This is a genomic window from Pseudomonas sp. LAIL14HWK12:I7, assembly GCF_000483465.1.
GTDB classification, from domain to species: domain Bacteria; phylum Pseudomonadota; class Gammaproteobacteria; order Pseudomonadales; family Pseudomonadaceae; genus Aquipseudomonas; species Aquipseudomonas kermanshahensis.
In genome coordinates, this window is record NZ_AXYZ01000017.1 from 42,642 (window position 1) to 54,710 (window position 12,069).

Genomic DNA, 12,069 nt, shown 5'->3' on the forward strand with positions numbered 1-12,069 from the left:
TTACTCCTTGGTGTCCAGCTCGTCGGTATCCTTGTGCAAGCGGTCTTCGGCCACTGCACGCTCGATCAGCGCCGACAGGTGTACACCGCGGCTGACGCTTTCATCGAAGTGGAAATGCAGCTGGGGGACGCTGCGCAGTTGCATCGAACGCCCCAGGTGCAGACGCAGGAAGCTGGCAGCGCTGTTCAGCGCCTTCAGCGACTGCTTCACGGCGTCTGGCGTTTCCTCGCCCATGACGGTGATGTACACCTTGGCATGGCCCAGGTCGCGGCTGACGTCCACGGCAGTGATGGTCACCAGACCCACACGTGGGTCCTTGACTTCGCGGCGGATCAGTTCAGCCAGCTCGCGCTGCATCTGATCACCGATACGTTGGGTACGGCTATATTCTTTGGCCATTCTTGCTACCTGTAACTTAAAGCGGCAAACGCCCGGTCAGGCTGATGCCTGACCGGGCGCTACCTATAAAGGCGCCGCCAACCGCCCTGTAGCGGGGGCTTGCGGCAAGCTCGCCCTTAGAGGGTACGAGCCACCTGGACTTTCTCGAAGACTTCGATCTTGTCGCCGACCTTGACGTCGTTGTAGCTCTTGACGCCAATACCGCACTCCATGCCCGAACGTACTTCGGCAGCGTCGTCCTTGAAGCGACGCAGCGATTCCAGCTCGCCTTCGAAGATCACAACGTCTTCGCGCAGTACGCGGATCGGACGGTTGCGGTACACGGTACCTTCGATGACCATACAGCCAGCGATGGCGCCGAACTTCGGCGAACGGAACACGTCACGTACTTCGGCGACACCCAGGATGTTCTCGCGAACATCGCTGCCGAGCATGCCGGTCAGGGCTTTCTTGACGTCTTCGATGATGTCGTAGATCACGTTGTAGTAACGCATATCCAGACCTTCCTGCTCGACGATCTTGCGCGCACCGGCATCGGCACGCACGTTGAAGCCGAACAGCACCGCGTTGGACGCCAGCGCCAGGTTGGCGTCGCTCTCGGTGATACCACCTACGCCGCCACCGATCACGCGAACCTGAACTTCGTCGTTGCCCAGGCCGCCGAGCGAACCCTGCAGTGCTTCCAGGGAACCACGTACGTCGGTCTTGAGGACGATGTTGAGGGTCTTCTTCTCTTCTTGACCCATGGTCTCGAAGATGTTTTCCAGCTTGCCAGCGTGAGCACGGGCCAGCTTGACCTCGCGGTACTTGCCTTGACGGAACAGGGCAACTTCGCGGGCTTTCTTCTCGTCAGCCACCACCGACAGCTCGTCACCGGCTTCCGGGGTACCGTCCAGGCCAAGGATCTCGACCGGGATCGACGGGCCAGCTTCCTTCACAGGCTTGCCGTTCTCGTCGAGCATGGCACGTACGCGGCCATAGTTGGAGCCGCACAGGACCATGTCGCCCTGACGCAGCGTACCGTCCTGAACCAGGATGGTCGCCACTGGGCCGCGGCCCTTGTCCAGGCGCGATTCGACGACGACACCACGACCTGGAGCGGTCGGGGTAGCGGTCAGTTCGAGGATCTCGGCCTGCAGCAGAACGGCTTCGAGCAGTTCGTCAACACCGGTACCCATCTTGGCCGAAACCTTGACGAACGGCGTGTCACCACCCCAGTCCTCGGAGGTAACGCCTTCGACGGACAGCTCGTTGCGAATGCGGTCGAGGTCAGCACCTGGCTTGTCGATCTTGTTCACTGCGACAACCAGTGGGACGCCAGCAGCCTTGGCATGCTGAACGGCTTCACGGGTTTGCGGCATCACGCCGTCGTCCGCCGCCACCACCAGGATGACGATGTCGGTCGCCTTGGCACCACGAGCACGCATCTGAGTGAACGCAGCGTGGCCCGGGGTATCGAGGAAGGTGACCATGCCGCGGTCGGTTTCCACGTGGTAGGCGCCGATGTGCTGGGTGATACCGCCGGCTTCGCCAGCAGCAACCTTGGCACGACGGATGTAGTCGAGCAGCGAGGTCTTACCGTGGTCAACGTGGCCCATGACGGTAACGACCGGGGCACGCGATTCGGTTTGGCCTTCGAACTTCAGCGATTCGGCCAGGGAGTCTTCCAGGGCGGTATCGCTGACCAGGGTCACCTTGTGGCCCAGCTCTTCTGCGATCAGCTGAGCGGTTTCCTGGTCGAGCACCTGGTTGATGGTAACCGGGGTGCCCATCTTGAACATGAACTTGACCACTTCAGCGCCCTTGACGGACATCTGGTTGGCCAGTTCCGAGACCGTGATGGTCTCGCCGATGGTCACGTCACGGATGACGGGGCCGGTCGGGTTCTGGAAGCCGTGAGCATTACGCTTCTTCAGCTTGCCCTTGCCACCACGACCACGACGAGCGCCATCGCTCTCTTCGTCGGTGGTACGCGGAGCAGCACGCGGAGTCGGCGCCTTTTCCTTTTCCTTGACCTTGACCTTGATCGACACACGAGGCGCTTCGCCACGACGACGGTCGTCATCGCGAGTGCGGCTTTCGTTGCGACGGGTCTCGTCTTTTTTGCGTTCGGCGGCACGTGCGGCGGCATCTTCCGATGCAGGCGCGTCAGCGACTACAGGTGCCGGGGCAGGTGCAGCAGCGCTAGCAGCGGCAGCCGGTTTGGCAGCTGGGGCCGCAGGGGCGGCATCAGCGTGACGACGGGCCTGCTCTTCGTTGCGCTGGCGAACTTCGGCGTCAACCTTGTCGCGCGCAGCGTTTTCGGCCGCACGGCGCTCTTCTTGCTCGCGTTTTTGCTCAGCCTGGATTTCTTCCGGGCTGCGCTGAACGAATACTTTCTTCTTGCGTACTTCTACGCTGATGCTTTTGCTACCGGCGACACGCAGCGTGCTGGTGGTCTTGCGCTGCAAGGTAATCTTGCGCGGCTCTTCCGCCTTGCTCTTGTGGCTGCTTTTCAAATGAGTCAGCAGGGTCTGCTTCTCATTGTCGGTCACTACCTGACCGGCGTCGGTGTGCGGCAGACCTGCCTCACGCATCTGCTGCAGCAGGCGCTCTACCGGTGCCTCGACCTCTTGGGCCAGTTCTTTCACCGTGACTTGCGTCATGCACTTCTCTCCTCAGGCCGCGCCTAATTACTCGAACCAGTGGGCTCGGGCGGCCATGATCAACTTGCCGGCACGCTCTTCGTCGATGCCGTCGATGTCGAGCAGGTCGTCAATCGACTGCTCGGCCAGGTCTTCGCGGTTAACCACGCCGCGCACCGCCAGTTCCGCCGCCAGGTCCTTGTCCATGCCCTCAAGGGAGAGCAGGTCTTCGGCCGGATGGGCGTCTGCCAGTTTTTCTTCGGTAGCGATGGCCTTGGTCAACAAACGGTCCTTGGCTCGAGCGCGGAGCTCATTGACGATATCTTCGTCAAAGCCATCGATGTTGAGCATTTCTTCCAACGGTACGTAGGCAATTTCTTCGAGGCTGGTAAAGCCTTCGTCGACCAGCACTTGGGCCAGCTCCTCGTCGACTTCCAGTTCATCGATGAAATTGCGCAGGATGTCACCGGTTTCTGCTTGCTGCTTGGCCTGGATGTCCTTTTCGGTCATCACGTTCAAGGTCCAGCCGGTCAACTGACTGGCCAAACGAACGTTCTGACCGCCACGACCAATGGCCTGGGCAAGGTTGTCTTCGGCGACGGCGATGTCCATGGCATGGGCATCCTCGTCAACGATAATCGCCGCGACTTCAGCCGGCGACATAGCGTTGATGACGAACTGCGCCGGGTTATCGTCCCAGAGGACGATATCCACACGCTCACCACCCAACTCTCCGGATACGGCTTGGACGCGCGAACCGCGCATGCCGATACAGGCACCTTGCGGGTCGATACGCTTGTCCTTGGAGCGGACGGCGATCTTGGCTCGCGACCCCGGATCACGGGATGCAGCCATGACTTCAATGAGACCCTCGGCAATTTCCGGCACTTCGATGCGGAACAGCTCGATCAGCATCTGTGGCGCAGTGCGCGACAGGATCAGCTGAGGGCCACGGTTTTCAGTGCGGATTTCCTTGAGCAGTGCACGCAGGCGCACACCCACACGGAAAGTCTCGCGGGGAATGATGTCTTCGCGAGCCAACAAGGCCTCGGCGTTGTTGCCCAGGTCAACGATGACGTTGTCGCGGGTAACTTTTTTGACGGTACCGGAGATGATCTCACCCACGCGTTCGCGGTAGGCATCGACCACCTGGGCGCGCTCGGCCTCACGGACCTTCTGCACGATGACCTGCTTGGCGGTCTGGGCGGCGATACGACCGAACTCGATAGACTCGATCTTCTCCTCGATCACGTCACCGACCTTGGCTTCAGGGTGGGTTTCGTGGATCTTGCTCAACCAGGTCTCGATCGCCGGATCATCAAGATCGGCTTCATCGACCACGGTCCAGCGACGGAAGGTCTCGTAGCTACCGGTGTGGCGGTTGATTTCCACACGCAGGTCGACTTCGTCCTCAAAACGTTTTTTGGTTGCAGTGGCCAGGGCCACTTCCAGCGCTTCGAAAATGACGCCGGGCGGTACACCTTTTTCGTTGGATACCGATTCAACAACCAGCAGTACTTCTTTGCTCATCGTACGCCTCGCCTTGCGCAAGCCATTGGGCCCGGATAGTCCGCCGGGCCCGGCACGTCTCAGTCAAAACTGGGAATAATATTGGCCTTGTCGATCGAGTCGATCGGCAACAGGAACTCTTGATTGTCCACCTGGACCACCACATCCTGCTCCTCCACACCGCGGAGAAGGCCCTGGAAGTTACGACGACCCTCGAAGGGTGAGCGCAGCTTGATCTTCACTTGTTCGCCGGCATGCGAGGCAAACTGTTCCAGAGTGAACAGCGGGCGATCCATGCCTGGAGACGACACTTCAAGGGTATATTCACTGCTGATCGGATCTTCCACATCAAGAATGGCGCTGGCCTGACGGCTGACCGCTTCGCAGTCGTCAACCAGGATCCCGTCTTCCTTATCGATGTAGATGCGCAGTACCGAATGCTTACCCTGGGAAACGTACTCGATCCCCCAGCACTGATAGCCCAGACCCTCGACAACCGGGGCCAACAAGGCCTGCAACTGTTCTAGCTTGCTCGACACCTGAACCCCCTCGTGCATGCTGTGCAAATAAAAAATGGGCGAAGCGCCCATCCCTGAAAGCGCCGTTGGACAACGACGCCGAAAACTGTTCGGCTAGCAAAAAGCCCCTGAAAAGGGGCTCCGCTGAAGCTGGTTGCGGGGGCTGGATTTGAACCAACGACCTTCGGGTTATGAGCCCGACGAGCTACCAAGCTGCTCCACCCCGCGACAAAGCTGGGGCGAAAGTATAAGACTGAACCCAGTGCTGGGTCAATCCGACCTCCACCTACAAGAAAGCCCGCATAAAGCGGGCTCTCTTGCTTCAATTGGTACCGAGAAGGGGACTCGAACCCCTACACCCTATGGGCACAACCACCTCAAGGTTGCGTGTCTACCAATTCCACCACCTCGGCAATACTACATTTGAAACCCGTTACTTCTGCTCTTCTGCCGGAGGAGGTACATCACCCGTTGTAGGGGCGGTTTCGCTCTTCTGCTGTTGGAGCACCGGTACATCATCATTTACTGCCGGCTTCTGCTCTTTCACTTCCAATACTGCTGGATCTGGAAGGCCCGCCTGGGTCAGCTTGTGAGCTTGTTCCTTGGCGAAGTATCCTAACCCAAGTGCTGTCAAAAAGAAAGTGGCAGCGAGTATTGCAGTGAATTTACTTAGGAAGGTTGCAGAACCTTGGCTTCCGAACACAGTGTTTGAGGCCCCTGCGCCGAAAGATGCACCTGCTTCCGCACCTTTACCCTGTTGTAACAGTACCAGCACTACTAGCGACAGCGCTGCCAACAGATGAAAAACAACGATGACTGTTTCCAGCATTTGTTCAGTTTCCTGCGGCGCGACAAATTGCACCGAATTCGTCTGCGTTCAGGGACGCTCCACCAATGAGCCCCCCATCGATATCCGGCATGCCGAACAGTTCGGCCGCATTGGCCGCCTTCACGCTGCCGCCGTAGAGCAGCTGCACCTTCGCAGCCACTTCAGCATCTTCTGCCGCCAACTGACTACGAATGGCGGCGTGCACATCCTGAGCCTGCTGTGGCGTGGCCGTTAAGCCAGTGCCGATGGCCCATACAGGCTCATAAGCAATTACTGCATTGGCAAAAGCCTTAACACCGAACGCTTCGATGATACTGCTTAGTTGACGCCCGACAACTTCGAGTGTCTTGCCAGCCTCGCGCTCTTCAAGGGTTTCCCCTATGCACAGCACCGGCTTCAAACCTTTAGCCTGTGCGGCTGCAAACTTGCGGTTAAGCACTTCGTCGGTTTCACCAATGATCTGGCGACGCTCCGAATGCCCAACCAACACCAACTTGCAGCCCACTTCGGCCAGCTGTTCCGGACAAACTTCGCCGGTCAGCGCACCCTGTTCGGGTTGTACAGCAGAATTCTGTGCGCCGACAGTTATTTCTTTACCTGCCAGGCCATCAATCACTTGATTGATGAACAAGGCCGGCGGAAACACCGCGACTTCCACTCCGCTCGGCAGGGCGAGATTGCTCAAGCCCTCGGTCAGCTCAGCGACGCTGGCGCGGGTACCGTGCATCTTCCAGTTACCAGCTACCATAGGGCGACGCATGCTTTACCTCGTCGGTCAAAGTGGGCGCAGATCTTACCCAACCAGATCTGCGCTGGCAAGCGCCTTCAGACACAAACTTCGCCGACCAGTTTCGCCAGCGCTTCGGCATGGGCGCGAACCTGACTTTCGTCATCGCCTTCGACCATGACGCGCACCAACGGCTCGGTCCCGGACTTGCGCAGCAACACACGCCCGCGACCGGCCATCGCCTCGGTCACCTTCGCACTGGCTTCCTTGACTGCAGGGTGCTCCAGCGGGTCGACCTTGCTTGCCCCGTAGCGCACGTTGATCAACACCTGAGGGCACTTGCGCAGGGCCTGACGGGCCTGGGCCAGGGTCTCGCCGCGACGCTTGAGCGCCATCAGCACCTGCAGCGCGGCAATGATCGCATCACCGGTGGTGGTGTGGTTGCAGCACACGACATGCCCGGAGTTTTCGCCACCGATCAGCCACTCGCGCTCGAGCAGTTCGGCCATGACGTAACGGTCGCCGACCTTGGCCCGCACAAACGGGATATCCAGATCCTTGAGCGCGAGCTCAAGGCCCAGGTTGCTCATCAGCGTACCCACTACCCCGCCCTGCAGCTTGCCGCGGTCGTGCAGATCACGGGCGATGATGAACAGCAGTTCGTCACCGTCGATGATGGCACCGGTGTGGTCGACCATCAGCACCCGATCGCCGTCGCCGTCAAAGGCGATGCCCAGGTCAGCATGACCGACCAGCACGGCCGCCTGCAGCGACTCGATATGGGTCGAACCGCACCCTTCGTTGATGTTCAGGCCATCTGGCTGAGCATGCAGAATGGTCACGTCAGCACCCAGCTCGCGGAACACGCTCGGCGCGACCTTGTAGGTGGCACCATGGGCACAATCGACCACCAGCTTGAGGCCTTCGAAGCTGGTGCTCGAGGGCACGCTGCTCTTGCAGAACTCGATGTAGCGGCCGGCGGCGTCGTTGATGCGCGAAACCTTGCCCAGCTTGCTCGACTCGACCACCGTCATGGGCTGATCGAGCAATTCCTCGATCATCAACTCGACTTCGTCAGGCAGCTTGGTGCCTTGCCCGGAGAAGAACTTGATGCCGTTGTCGTCGTGCGGGTTGTGCGAGGCACTGATGACGATACCGGCTTCAGCGTGGAACGTACGCGTAAGGTAGGCGATGGCCGGTGTCGGCATCGGCCCGAGCAGCATCACGTCGGCACCGGCTGCAGACAACCCCGCCTCAAGTGCGGACTCGAACATGTAACCGGAAATACGCGTGTCCTTGCCCACCAGCACACGGCAGTGGCCCTGTTTGCGGAAGGCCATGCCGGCGGCCCAGCCGAGTTTCAGCATGAAGTCCGGCGTGATCGGGTATTCGCCGACGCGGCCACGAATGCCGTCGGTACCAAAGTATTTTCTGCTCATAGCGGCTCCAATGTTCTTATTCGGCGTTTTGTACCGCAGCGATCATGCGCACTACATCGACAGTTTCGGCCACATCATGAACGCGAAGGATGCTCGCGCCCTTGGTCATGGCCAACGCTGCCAGCGCCAGGCTGCCGTACAGACGCTCGCCGACCGGACGATCCAGCGTCAGGCCGATCATGCTCTTTCGTGAAACGCCCACCAGCAGTGGGCGCCCAAGGCGATAGAGCGCTTCCATGTGTTTGAACAGGCTTAGGTTATGCGCCAATGTCTTGGCGAAACCGAAGCCCGGGTCAAGAATGATTTTGTCTGCAGGGATGCCCGCCGCAGCACAGGCGGCCATCCGCTGTTCAAGATATCGCGTTACGTCGGCCGTCACATCATCGTAGTGCGGGTCGTCCTGCATATTGCCCGGCTCACCGCGCATATGCATCAGGCACACCGGCAGGCCGGTGTCCGCCGCCGCATCAAGCGCGCCATCGCGCTCCAGGGCACGAACGTCGTTGATCAGGCCAGCCCCCAGCCGTGCGGATTCACGAATGACCGCAGGCGTGGAGGTATCGACCGAAATGACCACGTCCAGACGACTGTTGATCGCCTCGACCATCGGTGCCACGCGTTCGATTTCTTCGATCACGGACACCGCGCGCGCGCCAGGGCGCGTCGATTCGCCACCGATGTCGATCAGCGTGGCGCCCGCGGCAACCATGGCTTCGGCATGGCGCAGCGCAGCATCGCGCTGGCTGAAGCGCCCGCCATCGGAGAATGAGTCGGGGGTGATATTGAGAATACCCATGACATGGGTACGCGACAAATCAAGAACCCGGTTGCCGCAAGGCAACCGGGTTGGGTACTGCACTGAACTCATAGATGCCCTTAGTGTTGAGCCGCTGGGCCGCCGATTGGCGATTCCGGGCGGTCACCCTGAGCTGCAGGGTTGCCCGAAGCCGAGTCACCATCCCAGTCCCGCGGTTCGCGAGGGGTACGACCCGACATGATGTCGTCGATCTGGTCGGCGTCAATGGTCTCGTACTTCATCAGCGCTTCGGCCATGGCATCGAGCTTGTCGCGGTTGTCGGTGAGCAGCTGCTTGGCCGTGGCGTAGCACTGGTCGATGATGCTGCGCACTTCCGAGTCGATCAGCTTGGCGGTTTCACCCGAGACGCTGGCGTGCTGGCTGCCGGCGCTACGGCCGAGGAACACCTCGCCCTCTTCTTCGGCATACATCAGCGGGCCGAGTTTCTCGGAGAGGCCCCACTTGGTGACCATGTTCCGGGCAATCTGGCTGGCGCGCATGATGTCGTTGGAGGCACCGGTGGTGACGCCATCGAAGCCCAAGGTCATTTCTTCGGCGATACGGCCGCCGTACAACGAGCAGATCTGGCTGATCAGCGCGCGCTTGGACAGGCTGTAACGGTCTTCCTCAGGCAGGAACATGGTGACACCCAGGGCACGACCACGGGGGATGATCGACACCTTGTAGACCGGGTCATGCTCAGGCACCAGACGACCGACGATGGCATGACCGGCTTCGTGGTAGGCGGTGTTCTGTTTTTCTTTCTCGGACATGACCATGGTCTTGCGCTCGGCGCCCATCATGATCTTGTCTTTGGCCAGCTCGAACTCTTTCATTTCGACCAGGCGCTTGTTGGAGCGCGCGGCAAACAGCGAAGCTTCGTTGACCAGGTTGGCCAGGTCTGCACCGGAGAAGCCTGGGGTACCACGGGCAATGACCGCCGGGTTGACGTTCTCGCCAATCGGCACCTTGCGCATGTGCACTTTAAGAATCTGCTCACGGCCACGGATGTCTGGCAGGCCCACAACGACCTGACGGTCGAAGCGACCAGGACGCAGCAGCGCAGGGTCCAGCACGTCCGGACGGTTGGTGGCGGCAATGACGATGATGCCATCGTTCATTTCGAAGCCGTCCATCTCTACCAGCAACTGGTTGAGGGTTTGCTCACGCTCATCGTGACCACCGCCCATGCCGGCGCCACGGTGGCGACCAACGGCGTCGATTTCGTCGATGAAGATGATGCACGGGGCGTGCTTCTTGGCCTGCTCGAACATGTCACGCACACGGCTGGCACCGACACCGACGAACATTTCGACGAAGTCCGAACCGGAAATGGTGAAGAACGGCACTTTCGCCTCACCTGCAATGGCCTTGGCCAACAGGGTCTTACCGGTACCGGGTGGGCCAACCATCAGCACGCCGCGCGGAATACGACCGCCGAGGCGCTGGAACTTGCCCGGGTCGCGCAGGAATTCGACCAGCTCGCCGACTTCTTCCTTGGCTTCGTCGCAACCGGCGACGTCAGCCAAGGTAGTCTTGACCTGGTCTTCGGACAGCAGGCGCGCCTTGCTCTTGCCGAAACTCATCGGCCCGCCCTTGCCGCCCGCGCCACCTTGCATCTGGCGCATGAAGAACATGAACACGGCAATGATCACCAGGATCGGGAAGCTGGCGACCAGCAACTGCGTCCAGATGCTCTGCTGCTCAGGCTGCTTGCCTTCGACGACCACGTGGTTGTCGACCAGGTCGCCGATCAGGCCGTTGTCGGTAATGGCCGGGCGCACGGTCTTGAAGTTGTCGCCGTCGGCACGCTTGCCGGTAATGATGTAGCCGTCGACGGTCACGCGCTCGACTTTCCCGTCTTTAACCTGCTGGATGAAGTCGGAGTAGTTGAGGGTCTGCGGCTCGTTAGGGCTGGAGAAGTTGTTCATCACTGTCACCAGGACAGCTGCGATGATCAACCACAGGATCAGATTCTTTGCCATGTCGTTCAATTCGCTACCCTCTGAGGCCGGCGCACGACGCAGCCGTGCCTCGCATGATATTCATCGCCCTAACTTACTACATTACCTACGCATCCGCAGGCACCGTCTGTAACCCTTTGTGAAACCTAGACTACACGAAGTTCGGACGATACAGACGGGGCGGCCGATTGGAATTAACTATCGACCACCCCGTGGCACGCCTTTCACACGCCTTTGAAACCTTTGCCCAGCAGGTACTGCTCACGCGAACGATCCCGCGAAGACGACGGCTTACGCATCTGTACCTTGTCGAACTTGGTGCGCACGTCCTTCAGGTACATGTCGAAGCCTTCGCCCTGGAAAATCTTGATGAGGAAGTCACCACCAGGCTTGAGCACGCGGGTTGCCAGGTCCAGTGCCAATTCGCACAGGAACATGGCGCGCGGCATATCCACTTCAGGCGTACCACTCATATTGGGGGCCATGTCGGAAATCACAAGGTCTACGTGAGAATCACCGACTGCGTCGAGAATCTGCTGCAGGACTGCATCCTGGGTGAAGTCGCCTTGAATGAAGGTAACGTCAGGAATCGAGTCCATTTCAAGGATGTCGGAGGCGATCAGGCGCCCTTGGCCACCAATCAGACGACTGGTCACCTGCGACCAGCCACCCGGGGCTGCGCCGAGGTCGATCACACTCATGCCAGGACGGATCAAACGGTCCTTTTCCTGGATCTCAAGCAGTTTGTAGCTCGCACGCGAGCGGTAGCCATCCTTCTGCGCTTGCTTCACAAAAGGGTCGTTAAAATGCTCTCGCAGCCAGTTAGCGCTGCTTTTGGAACGTTGTACCACGGGGCACCTCGATGATATGCGTCGTGATTGACTGGGCGGAGCCAGGGGCCCTCGGGTAAAATGCCTGTCAATTTTACAGAATCAGACGGAAAGGGTCAGATTATGCCGCTCAATAACGAGCAGAAGAAGCAATACAAGTCCATTGGTCATGACCTGAAGCCGGTCCTGATCGTTGCTGGCAACGGTGTTAACGAAGGCGTTGCCGCCGAACTGGAACGCGCACTCGCCGATCATGAACTGATCAAAGTCGAGATTCGCTCCGAAGATCGTGAAGAACGTGCCGCCGCCATTGCCGAATTGTGCAAGGTTGGCCGCGCCGAACTGGTGCAGACCATCGGCAAGAAAGCGCTGATCTACCGGAAGAACCCACAGCCGAACAAACAGCTGTCCAACATCCACCGCTTCAAATAATA

The 12,069-nt window shown here is 59.6% G+C and carries 11 protein-coding genes and 2 tRNA genes; 1 reads left to right on the forward strand and 12 read right to left on the reverse strand.

Annotation, left to right across the window (positions count from 1 at the left end; genetic code table 11):
* From rbfA to rlmE, 12 genes are all read right to left on the reverse strand, one after another.
* Complete coding sequence (rbfA, locus tag D886_RS0116860) at window positions 1-399, reverse strand: 30S ribosome-binding factor RbfA (RefSeq protein ID WP_027595022.1); 399 nt, start codon at window positions 397-399, stop codon at window positions 1-3.
* A gap of 116 nt (window positions 400-515) precedes the next feature.
* Window positions 516-3,044 carry a translation initiation factor IF-2 gene (infB, locus tag D886_RS0116865; RefSeq protein ID WP_027595023.1) on the reverse strand — a complete coding sequence of 843 codons (2,529 nt, stop codon included), beginning with the start codon at window positions 3,042-3,044 and terminating at the stop codon, window positions 516-518.
* Window positions 3,045-3,071: 27 nt separating this feature from the next.
* Complete coding sequence (gene nusA / locus D886_RS0116870; RefSeq protein WP_027595024.1) at window positions 3,072-4,553, reverse strand: transcription termination factor NusA; 1,482 nt, start codon at window positions 4,551-4,553, stop codon at window positions 3,072-3,074.
* Between the two features lie 59 nt (window positions 4,554-4,612).
* Window positions 4,613-5,071 carry a ribosome maturation factor RimP gene (gene rimP / locus D886_RS0116875; RefSeq protein WP_033694237.1) on the reverse strand — a complete coding sequence of 153 codons (459 nt, stop codon included), beginning with the start codon at window positions 5,069-5,071 and terminating at the stop codon, window positions 4,613-4,615.
* Window positions 5,072-5,201: 130 nt separating this feature from the next.
* Window positions 5,202-5,278, reverse strand: a tRNA-Met gene (locus tag D886_RS0116880).
* A 99-nt stretch (window positions 5,279-5,377) separates the two neighbouring features.
* Window positions 5,378-5,463: transfer RNA gene (locus D886_RS0116885), tRNA-Leu, on the reverse strand.
* A 20-nt stretch (window positions 5,464-5,483) separates the two neighbouring features.
* A complete protein-coding gene (gene secG, locus D886_RS0116890) occupies window positions 5,484-5,879 on the reverse strand; it encodes a preprotein translocase subunit SecG (RefSeq protein WP_027595026.1) in 396 nt (131 codons plus the stop codon).
* A gap of 4 nt (window positions 5,880-5,883) precedes the next feature.
* Window positions 5,884-6,639 (reverse strand): triose-phosphate isomerase, encoded by a 756-nt coding sequence (gene tpiA / locus D886_RS0116895; RefSeq protein ID WP_027595027.1) that lies wholly within the window; start codon window positions 6,637-6,639, stop codon window positions 5,884-5,886.
* A gap of 65 nt (window positions 6,640-6,704) precedes the next feature.
* Window positions 6,705-8,045 carry a phosphoglucosamine mutase gene (glmM, locus tag D886_RS0116900; RefSeq protein WP_027595028.1) on the reverse strand — a complete coding sequence of 447 codons (1,341 nt, stop codon included), beginning with the start codon at window positions 8,043-8,045 and terminating at the stop codon, window positions 6,705-6,707.
* A gap of 16 nt (window positions 8,046-8,061) precedes the next feature.
* On the reverse strand, window positions 8,062-8,913 hold the full coding sequence (gene folP / locus D886_RS0116905) for a dihydropteroate synthase (RefSeq protein ID WP_027595029.1): 852 nt from the start codon (window positions 8,911-8,913) through the stop codon (window positions 8,062-8,064).
* 8 nt (window positions 8,914-8,921) lie between these two features.
* A complete protein-coding gene (gene ftsH, locus D886_RS0116910) occupies window positions 8,922-10,826 on the reverse strand; it encodes an ATP-dependent zinc metalloprotease FtsH (RefSeq protein WP_027595030.1) in 1,905 nt (634 codons plus the stop codon).
* Between the two features lie 203 nt (window positions 10,827-11,029).
* Window positions 11,030-11,656 (reverse strand): 23S rRNA (uridine(2552)-2'-O)-methyltransferase RlmE, encoded by a 627-nt coding sequence (rlmE, locus tag D886_RS0116915; RefSeq protein WP_027595031.1) that lies wholly within the window; start codon window positions 11,654-11,656, stop codon window positions 11,030-11,032.
* A gap of 102 nt (window positions 11,657-11,758) precedes the next feature.
* Between rlmE and D886_RS0116920 the strand changes: the two genes are divergently transcribed.
* Entirely contained in the window at window positions 11,759-12,067 is a 309-nt protein-coding gene (locus tag D886_RS0116920) for a YhbY family RNA-binding protein (RefSeq protein ID WP_027595032.1), read from the forward strand.
* Window positions 12,068-12,069: the final 2 nt, after the last annotated feature.